Genomic DNA, 18835 nt, shown 5'->3' with positions numbered 1-18835 from the left:
CAATGCCAAATGGCATCAGCGGCCAATATAAAGGGCTCTGTTACTTTATGTAAGTAAATTCAGACATCAGTTACAAAATCCGGCGATTTTTCACGGCCTGAGCCAACAGGTCCAGTGTTGCCACGGATTCTTCCCATCCCAGGCAGGCATCGGTGATGCTTTTGCCGTAGGCCAGCGCAGCCGCATCGTCCTTGCCCGGCGTGAATTTCTGGGCGCCGGCCTGCAGGTGGCTCTCGATCATCAGGCCGAACACGCTGCGCGAACCGCCTGCCATCTGGCCGGCGATGTCGCGCGCCACATCCATCTGCTTTTCATGCTGCTTGCTGCTGTTGGCATGGCTGCAGTCGACCATCAGGGTGGCCGGCAGCTTGGCCGCCTGCAGGTCCGTGCAGGCCTGCGCGACGCTGGCCGCATCGTAGTTGGGCGTCTTGCCGCCGCGCAGGATGACGTGGCAGTCCTGGTTGCCATTGGTCTGGACGATGGCCACCTGGCCGTTCTTGTGCACCGACAGGAAATGGTGGCCGCGGGCCGCCGCCTGGATGGCGTCGGTGGCGATGCGGATGTTGCCGTCGGTGCCGTTCTTGAAGCCGATCGGCGCCGAGATGCCCGAGGCCAGTTCGCGGTGCACCTGGCTTTCGGTCGTGCGCGCGCCGATCGCGCCCCAGGAGATCAGGTCGCCGATGTACTGCGGTGAGATCACGTCCAGGAACTCGCTGCCCGCCGGCAGGCCCAGGCGGTTGATCTCGATCAGCAGCTGGCGCGCGATGCGCAGGCCCTCGTCGATGCGGAAGCTCTCGTCCAGGTAGGGGTCGTTGATCAGACCCTTCCAGCCGACGGTGGTGCGGGGCTTTTCGAAGTAGACCCGCATCACGATCTCCAGCGTGTCACTGAAGCGCGCCCGCACCTCCTTCAGGCGGCGGGCGTAGTCCAGCGCCGCTGCCGGATCGTGGATGGAACAGGGGCCGATCACCACCAGCAGCCGGTCGTCCTGGCCAGCCATGATGTTGTGGATGTTCTTGCGGGTCTGGGTGATCAGCTGCTCCACCGCGGTGCCGCGGATCGGGAAGAAGCGGATCAGGTGCTCGGGAGGAGGCAGCACGGTGATGTCCTTGATGCGTTCGTCGTCGGTCTGGCTGGTCTTGTCGACGGGGTGCGCATACCAGGCGTCGCTGGCGGTGTTCGAAGCGGTCATCGTGGTTTCCTCTCGGTTGCGGATCAAATGGGCATAAAAAAACCGCCGGGGGTGCCGGCGGTTTGTGGGGAGTTCTGTCGCGTTTTTCTGGATGCGCTCAGTTCTCTCGACCGCCGGGGGACGGGAAAGCCCAAAAGTAGCCAAAAAAATAGACGCGGGTGGAACGCATGAAGTGCAATGTAGCACAGCCCGGCGCTCTCACAGGCGCAGCTTTTTCCACCACTGCAGGGCCCGCTCGACCTGGGGCTCCTGCAGCGCGCCCAGCGCCGAGACCTCATCGGGCTCCTCGCGCGCCGCCCATTGCTCGTGCATGTCCAGCAGCAGGGAGCCGTCACCCAGGGTGCGCCAGGCCACCAGCTCGAAGTCCTCGGCGGTGACCAGCAGTTCCGCGCTGCGCGGGCCCGCCCCCATCAACCACTGGCCGATCAGCACGCGGAAGTTGTTGAGCGACTGCAGGTAGGCGGCGTACTCGTACAGGCCGCGCCAGGGCAGGCCCAGGCCCACCACCAGATTGCGGTGGGTGCGCAGCACGGTCAGCAGGTCCACCAGCATGGGCGCGTTGTCGGCACGCGTGCGGTTGCGCCGCAGGCTGGCGATGATGGTCTCGATGTGGGCGGCCAGCTGGCCCATGCTCTCGGACACCTGGCGGCTGTCCTCGTCCGAGACCGAGGCACGCAGGAAGTTGCTCAGCGCGCCGAAGCCGTCAATGTTCGGCAGATTGGTCGAAGGATCGATCGTCAGGCGCGAATTGCGCTTGGACGGCATGTCACGCCGTCCCGCCCACGGTCAGACCGTCGATGCGCAGCGTCGGCTGGCCCACGCCCACCGGCACGCTCTGGCCTTCCTTGCCGCAGGTGCCCACGCCGCTATCGAGCTTCATGTCGTTGCCGATCATGGTCACGCGGGTCAACGCGTCCGGGCCGTTGCCCACGATGGTCGCGCCCTTGACCGGGTAGAGGATCTTGCCGTTTTCCACCCAGTAGGCTTCGCTGGCCGAGAAGACGAACTTGCCCGAGGTGATGTCGACCTGGCCACCGCCGAAGTTGGTGGCGTACAGGCCCTTCTTGATGCTCGCCACGATCTCATCGGGCTGCCGGTCGCCGCCGAGCATGTAGGTGTTGGTCATGCGCGGCATCGGGATGTGGGCGTAGCTTTCGCGCCGGCCATTGCCGGTGGGCTTGACGCCCATCAGGCGCGCATTGAGCGAATCCTGGATGTAGCCGCGCAGGATGCCGTCCTCGATCAGCACGTTGCGCTGGCTGGCATGGCCCTCGTCGTCGACGTTGAGCGAGCCGCGCCGGTCGGCAATCGTCCCGTCGTCCAGAACCGTCACGCCCTTGGCCGCCACGCGCTTGCCGATGCGCCCGGCAAAGGCGCTCGAGCCCTTGCGGTTGAAGTCGCCCTCCAGGCCGTGGCCGATGGCCTCGTGCAGCAGGATGCCGGGCCAGCCGGCGCCCAGCACCACGGTCATCTCGCCGGCCGGGGCGGGACGCGACTCCAGGTTGGTCAGGGCGGCCTTGACCGCCTCGTTCACATAGGTCTCGACCTGGGCATCGTCGAAATAGGCCAGGCCGAAGCGGCCGCCGCCGCCGGCCGAGCCGATCTCGCGCCGGCCGTTCTGCTCGGCGATCACCGTCACCGACAGCCGCACCAGCGGCCGCACGTCGGCCGCCAGCGTGCCGTCGGCGCGTGCCACCAGCACCACGTCGTATTCGCTGGCCAGGCCGGCCATCACCTGCGCCACCCGCGGATCCTTGGCCCGCGCGAGCTTCTCGACCCGGCCCAGCAAGGCCACCTTGGCCGTGCTGTCCAGCGTGGCGATCGGATCGACACCGGCATACAACGAGCGGCTCGAAGCGATCTTGCGCGGCGGAATCCGGACCTTGCCGGCGCGCGCTGCGGACGAAATCGAGCGCACGGTGCGGGCCGCGTCCAGCAGCGAGGCCTCGGAGATGTCGTCGGAATAGGCGAAAGCGGTCTTCTCGCCGCTGACGGCGCGCACGCCGACGCCCTGGTCGATGCTGAAGCTGCCGGTCTTGACGATGCCCTCTTCCAGGCTCCAGCCCTCGCTGCGGGTGTACTGGAAATACAGGTCGGCGTCGTCGACCTTGTGGGCCCGGATTTCGGCCAGAGCCTTGGCCAGATGGGTTTCGTCCAGGCCGAAGGGTTCCAGCAGGAGGCTGCGCGCTGTGGCCAGGCGCTCGATGGTCGGTTCGCGGGAGATCATCGTCCCATTCTAGGCTTGCGGCCCGGCCACGGTTCGCTGCAGGGTCAGCTGCTGCAGGTCGGCCAGCAAGGCGGCTGCCGATGCATGGCGCTCCTGCGGCGCCTTGGCCATCAACTTGTCGACCAGCGGCTGCAGGGCCCGGTGCGCCTGGGGCAGCTGCGGCGTCGGCGCCGACACATGGTGGGCCAGCAACAGGGCCAGCGATTCGGCGCGGAAGGGCCGCTGGCCGGCCAGCATCTCGAACATCATCACGCCCAGGCTGTACAGGTCCGACAGCGGGGTGATGGCATCGCCCGCGGCCTGCTCCGGGCTCAGGTAGTAGGGCGTGCCCACCACGTCGCCGTGGTGGGTCTGGGTCAGGTCCAGACCGCCTTCCCGCTGCATGGACTTGGCGATGCCGAAGTCGGCCAGGGCCACATTGCCGTCGGCCCTGCGCATGATGTTCTCGGGCTTGAGGTCGCGGTGGATCACGCCGCGCCCATGGATGGCGTCCAGCGCCTGCGCCACCTGGCGCACCACCTCCAGCACGCGCCGCTGGTCCATGCCGGCGCGCAGCTCGGAGCGCAGGTCGCCCTGCTCGAAATACTCCATCGCGATGTAGGCGTGGTCGTCGGTGAAGCCCTGGTCGTAGATGCGGATCACATGCGGATGCTCGATTCTCGACAGCAGTGTGTATTCCTGGATGAAGCGCGCCAGCTGGGCGCTGGCGGCCTGGCCGCTGGCGTCCAGCACCTTGAGCACCACCGGCAGGCCGTCGCTCTCGCGCTGGGCCAGGTAGACCTCGGTCATCCCGCCCGAGCCGATCTTGCGCGACAGCCGGTAGCCCTTCAGGCGCAGCGGCTCCTCGCCCTCGGTGAACTGGTGGCCCTTGAGCGCGCTGAGCTTGGACTGCAGCGCGCCCTTGACGGCGCGGGCGGTGATCGCCGAATTGATCTCCACCGCGGCGCGCACCTCGGCGGCACGCTCGGTCAGCGTGGCCATGCCGTGGCGCCTGTCCTCCAGGTCGGTGACCAGGCCGGTGATCTCGGCCACGTCGATGAAGCCGTTCTTGCCGCGCACCGCCAGCGCCGTCATGCCGCCGGTCTGGATGCCACCGCCGGCGCCCTGCAGCGCGGCATTGCTGGCCACAACGGTCCAGCCCAGCTCCTTGCTGGCGCCTTCGAGCCGCGCCGCCACGTTGACGGTGTCGCCAATCGGCGTGGTCTCCTTGTTGTGCGCCGAGCCCAGCCGGCAGATCGTGACCTCGCCGCTGTGCACGCCCACGCCGATGGCAAACGGCGGCAGGCCGCGGTCGGCGAAGCGCTGGTCCAGCCAGGCGCGAAACTCGTGGGTGGCCAGCGCCATGGCCAGCGCCGCCGAGATGGCGCGGCGCGGCGCCGGCAGCGGCGAGCCGCCGCTGAGCGTGTCGGCGAACACCGCCATCAAGCCGTCGCCGATGAATTTCAGGTGGCGCCCGCCGTTCTTGAGCACCGGCTCGCAGCTGCGCTCGAAGTATTCGGTCAGCAGCTCCGCCACCTCGGCCGAATCGAGTTTTTCGGCCAGCGAGGTGAAGTTGCGGATGTCGGAGAACAGCACCGTGGCCTCGATCACCTGGTCGGGCACCGCGCCGGCCGGCGCCGCCAGCGCGAACTTGTCGGACAGGGCCTTGCCGTCCAGGCTTTCGCCGAAGGCGCGCCGCAGATGCGCCTCGCGCTCGGCCACGGCCGACTCGATGCTGTCCTCGATGCGGCCCTTTTTCTTCAACAGGCCTGCCAGCGCCTCAAGCAGCTCGACCCGGGTGAAGGGCTTGGCCAGGTAGTCGTCGGCGCCGGCCGTCATGCCGCGGCGCATGCTGGCGCGGTCGTCCAGCGCCGTCAGCAGCATGACCGGGGTGGCGGCCAGGCCGCGCTCGGCGCGCACCGCCTCCAGCAGCTCGAAGCCGTCCATCTCCGGCATGCCGACGTCGGAGATCACCAGGTCGGGCCGCACCTCGCGCAGGCGCTCCAGGCCCTGGCGGCCGTTGACCGCGGAGACGATGTCATAGCCCTCCAGCTTGAGCAGGCGGGTGATGTTGTTGCGGATGGCATCGTCGTCCTCGACGATCAGGATGGTGGTCATGGCGGCGGTGCGGGCGCGGCCGCCGGCGGCGCCGGCAGCGTCGCGCGGAAGGTGCTCCCGGCACCGAGTTTACTGACCACGTCGATCTGCCCGCCGTGCAGGCGCGCGCAGTGCATGGCGATCGCCAGGCCCAGGCCGGAGCCGGGCCGCTGGCCGGCGTTGCCGCCACGGTGGAAGCTGTCGAACAGGCGCGGCAGATCGGCCGGCGCGATGCCGATCCCCTGGTCGGTCACCTCCAGGGTCAGGCTGTGCGCATCGCCCTCGATGCGCACCAGCACCTGGCTGCCGGCCGGCGAGTATTTGCAGGCATTGGTCGCCAGGTTGGCCAGGATGTGCTGCAGCAGACGGGCGTCGAGCAGCCGCGTGCCGATGCCCTGGACTTCCAGCTTGAGCGCGTGACCCTGCTGCGCCGAGCGCACCTCGCCCAGCAGCTGGCGGCAGGCCGCCTCGACGTCCACCGGCCGCGCCTGGAATTCCAGCCGGCCGGCCTCGGCCTGGCTCAGGGTGAGCGTGTCCTCGAGCATCAGCTGCATGCGGCGCGCCGCCGCCACCAGGTCGGCCATGATGCTGCGCTGCTCGTCCGGCGCTATGCGGTCGCCGTAGTGACCGATCAGTTCGGCCGAGGACAGGATGGCGGCCAGCGGCGTGCGGAACTCGTGCGAGGCCATCGACAGCAGGCGCGACTTGAGCTCGCCCAGCTCGCGCTCGCGCGCCAGCGCGCGGCTCAGTTCCTGCTCGGCCAGCCGGCGCTGGGTGACATCGACATAGGTCCAGACCGTGCCGCGCATCGGCCCCTGGGTGATGGCCGTGCCGTCGACCTGCACCCACAGCAGGCTGCCGTCCTTGCGCTTCATCTGCACCTCGGAAGAACAGTGGCCACTCAGGTCGATCTCGCTGTAGGCGCGCCTGCCCACGGCCTCGAAGTCGGCGTCGCTGGCGTAGTGCATGCGGGTCTCCTGGCCCAGCAGCTCGGCCGGCTCGTAACCGAGCATGCGCGCCAGCGTGCGGTTGAGCCACTGGTGGCGTCGCTCGACCAGGAAGGTGACGCCGACGGTGGCGGTCTCCAGGATGGCCTCGCGCTGCGCCAGGGCGCTCTTGAGCGATTCATGGAGCGCGTGCCGCTCGGTCGTGTCCTTGAGCAGGAACAGGTTGGCCGGCGCGCCGTCCCACTCCACCACCACGCCGCTGATTTCGACCCAGGAGACCTCGCCGCCCGGGCGCAGGAAACGCGCCTCGAAGGCCGGCACCTGCTCGCCGCGGTCGCGCCGCTCTCGCTGGCGGCTGACGAAGGCGCGATCCTGGGGGTGCACGTAGTCGATCATCTGGCGCAAGGCCATGGTCTCGCGCGTCGCGCCCAGCAACGCCAGGCAGCGCTGGTTGGCAAAGCGCAGCAGCCCTCCCTGGCCGACGCAGATGCCCTCGGCCGCGTGCTCCACCATCGTGCGGTAACGCAGCAACTCGGCGGCTGTCTCGATGGCGCGGTGCGGCTCGGTCATGCCGCCGAGTCTAGGAGCGCGACAGCAGTTTGAACAGGGCCGCGTCGTCCAGGCCGGCCAGGCCCTGCTGCGCGGCGCGCTCGAAGGCATCGTGCGCCGCCGCGCCCAGCGGGCCGCTGAAACCGGCCGCTTCGGCGGCGCCCAGCGCCAGCCGCGTGTCCTTTTGCAGCAGGCTCACATGGGCGCGCGGCGCGTAGTCGCCGGCGATGGCCCGGCGCATGCGGTCGCTGCCGATCCAGCTCTGGCCGCTGGACTGCTCGATCACTTCCAGCGTGCGGCCCAGGTCCAGCCCCAGCCGCTGGGCCAGGGCCATGGCCTCGGCCGCGCCCACCAGGTTGATGCCGGCCAGCAGGTTGTTCACGAGCTTGGTGCGGGCGCCATCGCCGGGCCGCTCGCTGATGCGAAAGATCTTGCTGCTCAGCGCCTCGAGCAGGGCGCGGTGGCGCTCGAACACTGCGTCGGCGCAGGCCAGCATCAGGCTCATGGAGCCGTCGCGCGCGCGTGCCGGACCGCCCGACATGGGCGCGTCGATGGTGGCGATGCCGCCCAGCGCCAGCCGCGCGGCGATGTCTTCCACATCCTGCGGCGCGATGGTCGGGCACAGCAGCACGGCCTGGCCCGGCTGCAGCGCGGCGGCCGCGCCGTGCTCGCCGAAAAGCACCTCACGGGCCTGGTCCGCATCCACCACGCAGACGATGATCGCTACAGAATCAATAGCAAGCTGCGACGGTGTGGAGCGGGCCACAGCCCCAAATCCCTCAAACTCGGCGAGCTTGGCTGGATCCAGGTCGCAAACCTGCACGCGCCAGCCCTGCGCCAGCAGGCGCTGCGCCATGGCGCCGCCCATGTTGCCGACGCCCACAACCCCAACCGTGCGGGCGGCGGTCATCTAGGATTGCACCAGCCGCTTGGCCTTGGAGATGGACATCAGGATGCCCAGGCCCGCACCCAGCGTCACCATCGCCGTGCCGCCATAGCTGATGAAGGGCAGGGGCACGCCCACCACCGGCAGGATGCCGCTGACCATGCCCATGTTGACGAAGGCATAGGTGAAGAAAATCATGGTCACCGCGCCGGCCAGCAGGCGCGAGAACAGGGTGGAAGCATCCAATGCGATGGCCAGGCCGCGCAAGATCAGGAAGATGAAGGCGGCGATCAGGCACAGGTTGCCGGCCAGGCCGAACTCCTCGGAGTAGGCGGCGAAGATGAAGTCGGTGGTGCGCTCGGGGATGAACTCCAGGTGGGTCTGCGTGCCCTGCATGAAGCCCTTGCCGAACAGGCCGCCCGAGCCGATGGCGATCATGCCCTGGATGATGTGGAAGCCCTTGCCCAGCGGATCCTTGCCGGGGTCCAGCAGGGTGCAGATGCGTTGCTGCTGGTAGTCGTGCAGGATGGGCCAGCGCACGCCCTGGGCGCACAGCTGCGACTCGAACACCACCAGCAGCACCGCGCACGCCAGTCCGACGATCACCGGCGGCGCGATCAGTTTCCAGGACAGGCCGGCGAAGAAGATCACCGCCAGGCCGGCCGTGAGCACCAGGATGGCGGTGCCCAGGTCGGGCTGCTTCATGATCAGGCCCACCGGCAGCACCAGCAGCGCTGCGGCAACCATGAAGTCCAGCGGCCGCAGCTGGCCTTCGCGCTTCTGGAACCACCAGGCCAGCATCAGCGGCATGGCGATCTTGAGCATCTCGCTGGGCTGGATGGTGACGCCCAGGTTGAGCCAGCGGCGCGCGCCCTTCTTGGTGATGCCGAACACCGCCACCGCGATCAGCAGCGAGACGCCCAGGACGTACAGCGGCACGGCAAACGTCATCAGGCGCTGCGGCGGGATCTGCGCCACCACGAACATGATGGCGCCGGCGATCAGCATGTTGCGGCAGTGGTCGACGAAGCGCGTGCCGTGGTCGAAGCCCGAGGAGTACATGGTCAGCAGGCCGGCGCAGGCCAGCAGGAAGACGGCAAAGGCCAGCGGCCCGTCGAAGCCTTCCAGCATGGGGGCGACGCGGCGGCGCAGCGACGGTTGTTCGAAGACGGCGGACATCGGGCGATTATCTCCGGTAGCATCGCGGCCCATGGCTTCCGGCACGCCCGTCACCCACCTTCTTTACCTGCACGGCTTCCGCTCCTCGCCCCAGTCGGCCAAGGCCCGCCAGGTGGCCGCGCGGATGGCGCAGCGCCATCCCGAGGTGGTCTGGTGGTGCCCCCAGTTGCCGCCCTCGCCACGGACGGCCGCCCAGCTGATGCTGCAGGGCATCGCCGGCTGGCCGCAGCACACGATGGGCGTGATCGGCTCCTCGCTGGGCGGCTTCTATGCCACCCATGTGGCCGAGACCACCGGCTGCCCGGCGGTGCTGCTCAATCCGGCGGTGGACCCGGCGCGCGACCTGGCCAAGTACATCGGCGAGCAGGCTTCCTGGCACGCGCCCGAAGAGCGCTTTTTCTTCGCACCGGCCTTCGTCGACGAACTGCGCGCCCTGCAGCACGGGCCGGTGGCCGATCCGCAGCGCTATTTCGCCGTCATCGCCAAAGGCGACGAGGTGCTGGACTGGCGCGAGATGGCGGACCGCTACCCCGGCGCACACCACAAGCTGCTCGAAGGCGGCGACCACGCCCTGTCGGATTTCGACGCCCACATCGGCGAGGTCCTGGGCTTCCTGGGGCTGTAGGGAGCCCAGCCCGGCGGCCGCCGCCGGGACGCATGGGACAATCACCCCATGTTTGCATTGTTTGAAGAGGCCGGGAAATTCCAGGCTGGCCGCGTCCTGTCGGAGGCAGAAGCCTCGTCCCAGATCGAGTTGGACAGCGGCAAGCGTGTCAAGGTCAAGGCCGCCAACGTCCTGCTGAAGTTCGACAAGCCGGCGCCGGCCGACCTGGTGCGCGAAGCCCAGGCGCTGGCATCGTCCATCGAGCTGGAACTGGCCTGGGAATTCGCGCCCGAGGAGGAGTTCGGCTTCGCTGACCTGGCGCGCGACTATTTCAGCGACAAGGCCACGCTGGCCCAGCAGGCGGGCGCACTGTTTCGCCTGTTCGAGGCGCCGCACTACTTCCGGCGCGCCGGCAAGGGGCGCTTTCGCAAGGCGCCGGCCGAGATCGTGCAGCAGGCCCTGGCCGCCATCGAGAAGAAAAAGGCCGTGCAGGCACAGATCGAAGGCTGGGCGGCGGACCTGGTGGCCGGCAGCTGCCCGCCTGCCATCCGCGAGCAGCTGTACAAGATCCTGTTCAAGCCGGACAAGAACGCGCCTGAATACAAGGCCGTGGTCGAGGCCTCGCGCAAGGCCCAGGCCGCGCCGCTGGACCTGCTGCAAAAGGCCGGCGCCATCGATTCGGCCTACCAGTTCCACTGGAAGCGCTTCCTGTTCGAGAATTTCCCCAAGGGCACGGCCTTCCCGCCGCTGCAGGCGCCGGCCATCGGGGACGAACTGCCGCTGGCCGATGTGCAGGCCTTCTCCATCGACGACTCCAGCACCACCGAGATCGACGACGCGCTGTCGGTGCAGGGCCTGGGCACCGGCACGGTGACGGTGGGCATCCACATCGCAGCGCCCGGCCTGGCGGTGCAGCCGGCCACGGCCATCGACAACGTTGCGCGGCAGCGCCTGTCGACCGTCTACATGCCGGGCTACAAGATCACCATGCTGCCCGACGAGGTGGTGCAGGCCTACACCCTGCTCGAAGGGCGCGACTGCCCGGCGGTGTCGCTCTATGCCAGCTTCGACGAGGAAACGCTGGCCCTGAAAGACACGCAGACCCGGCTCGAGCGCGTGCCCATCGCCCACAACCTGCGCCACGACCAGCTCGATGGCGCGGTCACCGAAGACTGGCTGCTCGATCCCTCGATTGAGAACGAAACAGGCCCGCAGCCCCCTTCCGGTCTGCGTGAGCCGCTCTCATTTTTATACCGCCTGGCACGCCAGCTGAAGGCCCAGCGCGAGATCGTGCGCGGCAAGCCGGAGAACTTCAACCGGCCCGACTACAACTTCCGCCTGGTGGGCAACGACGGCGCCGAGCCTGTGGGCAACGAGACGGTGCAGATCAGCGTGCGCCGGCGCGGCGCGCCGCTGGACCTGATCGTGGCCGAGGCCATGATCCTGGCCAACAGCAGCTGGGGCAACTGGCTGCACGAGCTGGGCGTGCCCGGCATCTACCGCAGCCAGGCCAGCCTGGCGCCCGGCGTCAAGGTGCGCATGGGCACCAAGGCCGCGCCGCACGCCGGCATCGGCGTCAAGAGCTATGCCTGGAGCACCTCGCCCCTGCGCCGCTACACCGACCTGGTCAACCAGTGGCAGATCATCGCCGCCGCGCGCCACGGCAAGACCGCGGCGCTGGCCGCGCCCTTCAAGCCCAAGGACGCCGAGCTGTTTTCCATCATCTCGGGCTTCGACGCGGCCTACTCCGCCTACAACGGCTACCAGGCCGGCATGGAGCGCTTCTGGACGCTCACGCACATCCGCCAGCAGGGCATCACCGAGCTGACGGCCACCATGTTCCGCGAAGGCCTGGCGCGCGCCGACGAGCTCCCGCTGGTGCTGGGCGTGCTGGGCGGCAACGAGCTGCCGCGCGGCGCCCGGGTGCGGGTCAAGCTCGGCGCCATCGACGAGATCACGCTGGATGTGCACGGAACGGTGATTGAGCGGCTGGACGCCGCACCCGAAGCCGCGACCGAAGACGAAGGCGGCGACGACGAAGAAGCCGCCGGCCCGATCGCCATCGCGGTCGACGTCAACGAGGCCGAAGCCGGCGCGCCGGCCGATAATCAACCCTCGTGAACCTGAAGTCCTTCAGCACCCTGCAGATCGCGCTCGGCGTGTCCGTCGCCGTCCATGCCGTGCTGCTGACGGTGCGCTTCGTCGACCCCGAGGGCTTCAACCGGGTCTTCAAGGACACGCCGCTGGAGGTGGTGCTGGTCAACGCCAAAACCAACGAGCGGCCCGAGAAGGCCCAGGCCATCGCCCAGAGCTCGCTGGCCGGCGGCGGCGAGGCCGCCACCGGCCGCGCCACCTCGCCGCTGCCGCCCTCGGCCCTGACCGACCTGGGCGACGCCTCGGAGGATTCGCAAAAGAAGATCGAGGCCATGCAGGAGCAGCAGATGGTGATGCTGGCCCAGCTGCGCAAGCAGCTGGCCGCCCTGCCCCCGCCCGACCCCAAGCAGCCGAGCAACACGCCCGAGGCCCAGTCCCGCGAGGACCGGCGCCGCCAGCTGATCAAGCTGCTGGCCGAGATCGAGCGGCGCATCAACGAGGAAAACGCGCGGCCCAAGAAGCGCTACATCAGCCCGGCCACGCGTGAAGAGGTCTATGCGGTCTATTACGACACGCTGCGCCGCAAGATCGAGGACCGCGGCACGCTCAATTTCCCCGAGCTGGCCGGCAGAAAGCTGTACGGCGAGCTGACCATGATCGTCACCGTCAACCACGACGGCAAAGTGCTGGCCACCGAAGTGGTGGAAACCTCGGGCAACCTGACGCTGGACAGGCGGGCGCAGACCATCGCCCTGGCGGCCGCGCCCTTCGGCCGCTTCAGCGACGCGATGCGCCGCCAGGCCGACCAGATCGTGGTGGTCTCGCGCTTTCGCTTCACGCGCGACGAGACCCTGGAAACCAAACTCACCAATCGCTGATGGACTCTTACTGTGTGATGGGCAACCCGGTGGAGCACAGCCGCTCGCCCTGGATCCATGCCCGCTTTGCCCAGCTCACGGGCCAGGACCTGCACTACGGCCGCCGCCTAATCCCGCTGGACGGCTTCGCCGAGGCTGTGCGGGCCTTTCGCCTGGAAGGCGGCAAGGGCTGCAACATCACCGTGCCCTTCAAGTTCGAAGCCGCGCCGCTGGCCACGCAGCTGAGCGCGCGCGCCCAGCTGGCGGGCGCCTGCAACTGCTTGCGCTTCGATGGCGATGCCGTGCACGCCGACAACACCGATGGCATCGGCCTGGTCAGCGACATCCAGGTCAATGCCAGCGTCACGCTGGCCGGGCTGGACGTGCTGCTGATCGGTGCCGGCGGCGCCGCCGCCGGCGTGCTGGGCCCGCTGATCGAAACGCGGCCGCGTCGCATCGTGGTGGCCAACCGCACCCAGGCCAAGGCCGCGGTGCTGGTGGCGCGCCACGAGGCGCTGGCGCAGCAGCACGGCGTGCGGCTGGAAGCGCCCGAGCTGCATGCCGTGCGGGAAAGCCACGCGCTCGTGATCAATGCCACGGCCAGCAGCCTGGGCGGCGCCGGCATCCCCGTGCCGGCCTCGGTGCTGCGCCCCGGCGCGCTGGCGGTGGACATGATGTACGGGCCTGCGGCCCAGGGCTTCATGGACTGGGCGCGCGCCCACGGCGCGCAGCCGCGCGACGGCCTGGGCATGCTGGTGGAGCAGGCCGCCGAGGCCTTCCTGTTCTGGCGCGGCGTGCGCCCGCCCTCGGCCCAGGTGCTGGCCGAGTTGCGCGCCATCCTGGACTGAGCCCACCATGAAGTCCGTCCTGCGCTGGATCGCCCTGGTGCTGGTGGCTGCGGCCGTGCTGCAGCTGTTCTTCCTGGCGCGCATCGCCGTGATGGCGGCCATGGCTCCGCAGTCCACCACGTTCCAGCGCTCCGAGGCCTGGCGCATCAGCACCACCAGCGGCCAGCTGCGCTGGCGCCAGCAATGGGTGGACTACGGCGCCATTTCCGACAATCTCAAGCGCGCGGTGATCGCCTCGGAGGACGGCAGCTTCAGCAACCACGAGGGCGTGGACTGGGAAGCGCTGGAAAAAGCCTGGTCGCGCAACGCCAAGGCCGAGGAACAGGCGGCGCGGCGCGCCCAGCTGCGGCCCGACGCCAGGCCGGCCAAGGTCGTCGGCGGTTCCACCATCACCCAGCAACTGGCCAAGAACCTGCTGCTGTCGGGTGAGCGCACCTTGCTGCGCAAGGGGCAGGAGATCGTCCTGGCCTTTGCGCTGGAAAAGATGCTGGGCAAGCAACGCATCCTGGAGATCTACCTCAATAGCGTGGAATGGGGTGAGGGCGTGTTCGGCGCCGAAGCCGCGGCCTGGCACTACTACCGCAAGCCGGCCTCGCGCCTGACACCTTACGAGGCGGCCCGCCTGGCCGTCATGCTGCCGCGCCCGCGCTACTTCGAGAAGCTGCCCAACTCGGGCTACCTGGCCAGCCGCGCCGGCACCATCGTGGCGCGCATGCGCGATTCGGAATTACCCTGAGCACGAAAGTTGCGCAGATTCCTGCCCGGCAGTGCATCATGGCTGAAGGTGCTTGCAAGGAGAACCATGCGCTGGCCCGGCCAAGGCGATAGCCAGACATTCCGCAACAGCAGTTTCCAGCCCGCCCCGCTGCCGGCGGGCCAACCGGCGCTGCGCGTGGTCCTGCTGTTTGCCCTGGTCTCGGCTGCGCTGCTGGCCGTGGCGCTGTCATTTCTGCGCGACGAAGCCCTGCGCGTGGCCGAACTGCGCACCCAGTCGCTGGCCCACGTCATCTCCGAGCAGACCATCCGCACCTTCCAGACCATCGACCAGCGGCTGGAAATCACCGAAACGCACCTCCAGGCACTGCGCTCCGGCCTCGGCCTGGACGCCGACTCCGGCCGGCTGATGCTGCGCGAGCAGCTGCAGCACCTGCCCTATGTGCGCGCCCTGCTGGTGACCGATCGCGTCGGCACGGTCACCCTGGGCTCGGACGCTGAAGCCCCCGGCCAGTCTGTGGCCGACCGCGAGTACTTCCAGGTCTACCAGCGCGCGCCCGAGACCGGCTTCTACGTCGGCCCGGCGGTGCGCACGCGCCGCACCGGCTCCTGGGCCATCAGCGCCTCGCAGCCCATGCACGGTGCCGACGGCAGCTTCCAGGGCGTCATCGTCGCCATCATCGATCCGGCGTACTTCGAGACCATGTGGAGCGGGGTGGGCATGGGCACCCTGCACGCTGTCTCCCTGGTCAACCGGGGCACGGCCCAGGTGCTGGCGCGCGCGCCCGCGCGGGAGGGCAGCGTGGGCTCGAGTTTTGCCGGCTCGACGCTGTTCAAGGAACACCTGTCCCGGTCCTCCGATGGCGTCTACCGCTCGCGCAGCCCGCTCGACGGCGTGGAGCGGATGGCGGCCTTCCGCATCCTGCCGACCTACCCCGATCTGGTGATCGCGACGGGCGTGTCCTACGACAGCGTGCTGGACAACTGGACCCGTTTCGCCGGCCTGGCCGCCATCTGCTGGCTGATCGCCGTGGCCGGCGGCGCCGGCCTGGCCGTGCAGCTGCAGCGCCAGCAGCGCAGACGCCAGACCACCGAGCTGCGGCTGGGCCAGCTGGCCCAGGCCATGCCGCAGATCGTCTTCGTCTGCGGGCCCGACGGCGCGGTCGAATTCATGAACACGCACTGGAGCGAAGCGACCGGCCGGCCGGTGCGCGATGCGCTGGGCAAGGGCTGGCTACGCGAGGTCCATCCCGACGACCGCGACGCCACCGCGCAGGCACTGCGCAGCGCGGTGCAGACGGGCACCGAGGCCCGGCACGAGGCGCGCCTGCGCTACCGCGACGGCAGCTACCGCTGGCAGCTGGTGCGCGCCGTGCCCAGCTACGACGTGCTTGGCCAGGTCCAGTCCTGGTACGGCACGGCCACCGAGATCGACGCGCTCAAGCAGGCCCACACGCGCCTGAACGCCCAAGCCGACCTGCTGGCCATGGCCGGCCGGCTGACCCGCATGGGCGGCTGGAAGCTGGACCTGGTGCGCCAGGTGGTCGAATACTCGCCCGAGGCCGCCGCCGTGCTGGACCTGGCGCCGGGCATCCACCCGCGCGCCAGCATCTCGGAGCTGTTCACACCCGATTCCAAGGCCTACAGCCAGCTGCGGCTGGAACAATGCGCGGTGGAAGGCACGCCCTTCGATGTGGAGATCGAGATGTTCACCGCGCGCGGCCACAGGATCTGGATGCGCTCCATCGGCGAGCCGGTGCGCGACGCCGAAGGCCGCATCATCGCCATCCAGGGGGCGCAACAGGACATCACCGACCGGGTCCAGATGGTGGCCGAGATCAAGGCCCTCAACGCCGGCCTGGAAGAGAAAGTCAACCAGCGCACCAGCGAGCTGGCGCGCCAGGAGGCGCTGTTCCGGGCGCTGGCCGAACAGGCCCCGCTGCCGATCCGCACCATCGACACCGACGGCAAGGTCACCTTCTTCAGCCGCGCCTGGTACGAGCTGGTGGGCGGCGTACCCGGCCAGTGGTACGGCCGCGAATGGATGGAGCTGGTGCACCCCGACGACCTCCCCGGCGTACGCGCCAGGTGGCGCGATGCGCGCGACAAGCACAGCGGCTTTGGCGGCACGCGGCGGCTGCGCGCCAAGGACGGCAGCTGGCACACCACCATCTACCGGGCCACCCCGGTGCTCGACACCGCCGGCAGCGCGATCTTCTGGGTCGGCATCGACAGCGACGTCACCGACATCATGGCCAACGAGGCCGCGCTGCGGCTGGCCAACGAGCAGCTCGAGTCCTTCTCCTACTCGGTCTCGCACGACCTGCGCTCGCCGGTGCAGCGGGTCGCCTCCTTCGCCCAGTTGCTGGAAAGCGAGATCCAGCCAACGCCCGACAGCAAGGCGCGCCACTACCTGTCGCGCATCCAGGCCAACGTGCGCCACATGTCCGACCTGATCGACGGCCTGCTGACGCTGGCCACGGTGTCCAAGCAGCCCATGGACAGCAGCGTGGTCGACATCAGCGCCATGGCCCAGGACGTCCTGGCCCAGCTGCAGGCCGACCAGCCGCAGCGCCGCGTGACCTGGCAGGTGCAGCCGGCCCTGGCCGTCACCGGCGACGCCCGGCTGATGCGCTCGGTGCTGGAAAACCTGCTGGGCAACGCCTGGAAGTTCACCGCCCGCCAGGAGCGCGCCGAGATCATCGTCGGCTGCGACAGCGAGCGCGGTGAATTCTTCATCAGCGACAACGGCGCCGGCTTCGACATGACCTACGCCGACAAGCTGTTCGGCACCTTCCAGCGCCTGCACCGCGAGGACGAGTTCCCCGGCACCGGCGTCGGCCTGGCGACGGTGGCGCGCGCCATCTCGCGCCAGGGCGGCCGGGTCTGGGCCGAGGCCACGCCGGGCAAGGGCGCGACCTTCTTCTTCACCCTGCCGGGCGTGCACGCCCCCAGCTGAAGGCGCCGCCGGCCGCCTCGCCGCTGGCCGTATCATCGCGGCCATGCTTGCCAAGGCCATGGGTCTGTTTCTGCTGGGGTTTGTGCGCCTGCTCACCGGCGCCCAGGCACGCTGGTACGGCTGCCCGCCCAAGGCCGAACAGCGCATCTATTTCGCCAACCACCAGAGCCACGCCGACCTGGTGATGATCTGGGCGGCCCTGCCGCAGGAGCTGCGCTCCATCACCCGTCCCATTGCCGCCAGGGACTACTGGACCAAGACGCCGCTCAAACAGTGGATCACCACTCGGGTCTTCAACGCCGTCTATGTCGAGCGGGCCCGGCCCAAGGGCGAAGAAGGCGCGAACGAGCCGGATCCGCTGGCGCCGCTGGTCGAGGCGCTGGACAGCGGCGACTCCATCATCATCTTCCCAGAGGGCACGCGCGGCCACGCCGAGGAGCCCCAGCCCTTCAAGTCGGGCCTGTACAGCCTGGCGCTGAAGTTTCCCAACGTGGTGCTGGTGCCGGCCTGGATCGACAACGTGCAGCGCGTCATGCCCAAGGGCGAGGTCGTGCCCGTGCCCATCCTGTGTTCGGTGACCTTCGGCGCGCCGCTGCAATTGCAGGAGGGCGAGGAGCGCCGCGCCTTCCTGGACCGGGCCCGGCTGGCCGTGATCGCCTTGCGCGACGTCTGAGACCGCGATGAACCAGTTTTTGCGCAGCCTCACGCCCGGCCAGCAGGTCGGCGCCCTGTTCCTGATCGTCTTCGGCCTGCTGGCCGTGATCAGCACCGTCGCCTTCCTGCTGACCCTGCGCAAGAACGTCGATGCCGACGACGAGGCGCGACACGAGAAGCTGGAGGACTTCCGCAAGCTGCTGGGCACCTCCTGGCTGATGGCCGTGCTGTTCTGGATGGGGTGGACAGCCGGCGAGACAGCGGCCACCGTGCTGTTCGCGCTGATCTCGTTCTTCGCCCTGCGCGAGTTCATCACCCTGTCGCCGACCCGGCGCGGCGACCACCGCAGCCTGGTACTGGCCTTCTTCGTGGTGCTGCCCATCCAGTTCTGGCTGGTGGGCACCGAACACTTCGACCTGTTCACCGTCTTCATCCCGGTCTACGTGTTCTTCGCTATTCCCGTGGCCAGCGCCCTGGCCGGCGACACCCAGCGCTTTCTGGAGCGCAACGCCAAGCTGCAATGGGGCATCGTGGTGTGCATCTATGGCATGAGCCATGTACCGGCCCTGCTGCTGCTGGACTTCCCCCACTACGCGGGCAAGGGCGCCTTCCTGGTGTTCTTCCTGGTCTTCGTGGTGCAGACCTGCATGGTGGTGCAGCACCTGCTGACGCGGCGGCTGGAGCGCCCGCCCAGCCTGCCGGCCATCAGCCGCAGCTTCAACTGGACCAGCTGGAGCCTGGGCATGCTGCTGGGCAGCGTGGTGGGCGGCCTGCTGTCCTTCATCACGCCGTTCAAGCCGGGCCAGGCGGTGGCCATGGCCTTCATCGCCTGCGTCGCCGGCTCCATGGGCCACCTGGTGATGAAAGCCCTCAAGCGCGACCGCGGCATCACCAGCTGGGGCAAGCGGGTCTCGGTCACCGGCGCCAACGGCCTGTTGGACAGGGTCGACGCCCTGTGCTTTGCCGCGCCCATCTTCTTTCACTCGGTTCGCTGGTATTTCGGGGTCTAGCCCCCGTCCAACGGACCTGAGCAGCTCTTGAATTGATAG

Annotated in this window: 15 protein-coding genes; 8 read left to right on the top strand and 7 right to left on the bottom strand. The window is 68.9% G+C overall.

Annotation, left to right across the window (positions count from 1 at the left end):
* Positions 1–70: 70 nt before the first annotated feature.
* From Q0632_RS15335 to rodA, 7 genes are all read right to left on the bottom strand, one after another.
* Positions 71–1192: a 3-deoxy-7-phosphoheptulonate synthase gene (locus Q0632_RS15335; RefSeq protein ID WP_298931688.1), complete on the bottom strand. Its 1122-nt coding sequence runs from the start codon at positions 1190–1192 to the stop codon at positions 71–73.
* Positions 1193–1390: 198 nt separating this feature from the next.
* Complete coding sequence (locus Q0632_RS15330) at positions 1391–1957, bottom strand: hypothetical protein (RefSeq protein ID WP_298931686.1); 567 nt, start codon at positions 1955–1957, stop codon at positions 1391–1393.
* A 1-nt stretch (position 1958) separates the two neighbouring features.
* Positions 1959–3419, bottom strand: a complete 1461-nt coding sequence (gene tldD, locus Q0632_RS15325) for a metalloprotease TldD (protein ID WP_298931684.1) — start codon at positions 3417–3419, stop codon at positions 1959–1961.
* A 9-nt stretch (positions 3420–3428) separates the two neighbouring features.
* The gene (locus Q0632_RS15320) at positions 3429–5516 is read right to left on the bottom strand and encodes a protein kinase (RefSeq protein WP_298931682.1); all 2088 of its coding nucleotides are present in this window, start codon (positions 5514–5516) and stop codon (positions 3429–3431) included.
* Entirely contained in the window at positions 5513–7012 is a 1500-nt protein-coding gene (locus tag Q0632_RS15315; RefSeq protein WP_298931680.1) for a PAS domain-containing sensor histidine kinase, read from the bottom strand. The genes Q0632_RS15320 and Q0632_RS15315 overlap by 4 nt, the downstream gene beginning before the upstream one ends.
* 10 nt (positions 7013–7022) lie before the next feature.
* The gene (locus Q0632_RS15310) at positions 7023–7901 is read right to left on the bottom strand and encodes an NAD(P)-dependent oxidoreductase (protein WP_298931678.1); all 879 of its coding nucleotides are present in this window, start codon (positions 7899–7901) and stop codon (positions 7023–7025) included.
* A complete protein-coding gene (gene rodA, locus Q0632_RS15305; protein ID WP_298931676.1) occupies positions 7902–9056 on the bottom strand; it encodes a rod shape-determining protein RodA in 1155 nt (384 codons plus the stop codon).
* 31 nt (positions 9057–9087) lie between these two features.
* Between rodA and Q0632_RS15300 the strand changes: the two genes are divergently transcribed.
* The 8 genes from Q0632_RS15300 (at position 9088) to Q0632_RS15265 (ending at position 18796) form a co-directional block, all read left to right on the top strand.
* Positions 9088–9681 (top strand): YqiA/YcfP family alpha/beta fold hydrolase, encoded by a 594-nt coding sequence (locus Q0632_RS15300; RefSeq protein WP_298931674.1) that lies wholly within the window; start codon positions 9088–9090, stop codon positions 9679–9681.
* Positions 9682–9729: 48 nt separating this feature from the next.
* On the top strand, positions 9730–11781 hold the full coding sequence (locus tag Q0632_RS15295; protein WP_298931672.1) for an RNB domain-containing ribonuclease: 2052 nt from the start codon (positions 9730–9732) through the stop codon (positions 11779–11781).
* 2 nt (positions 11782–11783) lie between these two features.
* The gene (locus tag Q0632_RS15290) at positions 11784–12632 is read left to right on the top strand and encodes a TonB C-terminal domain-containing protein (RefSeq protein WP_298931729.1); all 849 of its coding nucleotides are present in this window, start codon (positions 11784–11786) and stop codon (positions 12630–12632) included.
* Positions 12632–13459, top strand: coding sequence for a shikimate dehydrogenase (aroE, locus tag Q0632_RS15285; RefSeq protein WP_298931670.1), 828 nt, complete (start codon positions 12632–12634; stop codon positions 13457–13459). The genes Q0632_RS15290 and aroE overlap by 1 nt, the downstream gene beginning before the upstream one ends.
* Positions 13460–13466: 7 nt before the next feature.
* Positions 13467–14195 (top strand): monofunctional biosynthetic peptidoglycan transglycosylase, encoded by a 729-nt coding sequence (mtgA, locus tag Q0632_RS15280; protein WP_298931668.1) that lies wholly within the window; start codon positions 13467–13469, stop codon positions 14193–14195.
* Between the two features lie 66 nt (positions 14196–14261).
* Positions 14262–17132 (top strand): PAS domain-containing protein, encoded by a 2871-nt coding sequence (locus tag Q0632_RS15275; protein WP_298931666.1) that lies wholly within the window; start codon positions 14262–14264, stop codon positions 17130–17132.
* A 43-nt stretch (positions 17133–17175) separates the two neighbouring features.
* Positions 17176–17805, top strand: a complete 630-nt coding sequence (locus tag Q0632_RS15270) for a 1-acyl-sn-glycerol-3-phosphate acyltransferase (RefSeq protein WP_298931664.1) — start codon at positions 17176–17178, stop codon at positions 17803–17805.
* A 7-nt stretch (positions 17806–17812) separates the two neighbouring features.
* Positions 17813–18796 carry a phosphatidate cytidylyltransferase gene (locus Q0632_RS15265; protein WP_298931661.1) on the top strand — a complete coding sequence of 328 codons (984 nt, stop codon included), beginning with the start codon at positions 17813–17815 and terminating at the stop codon, positions 18794–18796.
* Positions 18797–18835 lie beyond the last annotated feature (39 nt).

This window comes from uncultured Ramlibacter sp., assembly GCF_936925435.1.
In the GTDB taxonomy this organism is placed as follows: Bacteria; Pseudomonadota; Gammaproteobacteria; order Burkholderiales; family Burkholderiaceae_C; genus Ramlibacter.
Note: the sequence above shows the minus strand (reverse complement) of the source record. Positions and strands in the feature narration are given on the sequence as shown.

What these genes read in the sequence shown, in the direction of transcription:
- Q0632_RS15320 (WP_298931682.1), bottom strand. Translation starts at nt 5,516, where the DNA reads ATGACCACCATCCTGATCGTCGAGGACGACGATGCCATCCGCAACAAC.
- Q0632_RS15330 (WP_298931686.1), bottom strand. Translation starts at nt 1,957, where the DNA reads ATGCCGTCCAAGCGCAATTCGCGCCTGACGATCGATCCTTCGACCAAT.
- Q0632_RS15265 (WP_298931661.1), top strand. Translation starts at nt 17,813, where the DNA reads ATGAACCAGTTTTTGCGCAGCCTCACGCCCGGCCAGCAGGTCGGCGCC.
- Q0632_RS15270 (WP_298931664.1), top strand. Translation starts at nt 17,176, where the DNA reads ATGCTTGCCAAGGCCATGGGTCTGTTTCTGCTGGGGTTTGTGCGCCTG.
- mtgA (WP_298931668.1), top strand. Translation starts at nt 13,467, where the DNA reads ATGAAGTCCGTCCTGCGCTGGATCGCCCTGGTGCTGGTGGCTGCGGCC.
- rodA (WP_298931676.1), bottom strand. Translation starts at nt 9,056, where the DNA reads ATGTCCGCCGTCTTCGAACAACCGTCGCTGCGCCGCCGCGTCGCCCCC.
- Q0632_RS15295 (WP_298931672.1), top strand. Translation starts at nt 9,730, where the DNA reads ATGTTTGCATTGTTTGAAGAGGCCGGGAAATTCCAGGCTGGCCGCGTC.
- Q0632_RS15275 (WP_298931666.1), top strand. Translation starts at nt 14,262, where the DNA reads ATGCGCTGGCCCGGCCAAGGCGATAGCCAGACATTCCGCAACAGCAGT.
- Q0632_RS15310 (WP_298931678.1), bottom strand. Translation starts at nt 7,901, where the DNA reads ATGACCGCCGCCCGCACGGTTGGGGTTGTGGGCGTCGGCAACATGGGC.
- Q0632_RS15315 (WP_298931680.1), bottom strand. Translation starts at nt 7,012, where the DNA reads ATGACCGAGCCGCACCGCGCCATCGAGACAGCCGCCGAGTTGCTGCGT.
- Q0632_RS15300 (WP_298931674.1), top strand. Translation starts at nt 9,088, where the DNA reads ATGGCTTCCGGCACGCCCGTCACCCACCTTCTTTACCTGCACGGCTTC.
- Q0632_RS15335 (WP_298931688.1), bottom strand. Translation starts at nt 1,192, where the DNA reads ATGACCGCTTCGAACACCGCCAGCGACGCCTGGTATGCGCACCCCGTC.
- tldD (WP_298931684.1), bottom strand. Translation starts at nt 3,419, where the DNA reads ATGATCTCCCGCGAACCGACCATCGAGCGCCTGGCCACAGCGCGCAGC.
- aroE (WP_298931670.1), top strand. Translation starts at nt 12,632, where the DNA reads ATGGACTCTTACTGTGTGATGGGCAACCCGGTGGAGCACAGCCGCTCG.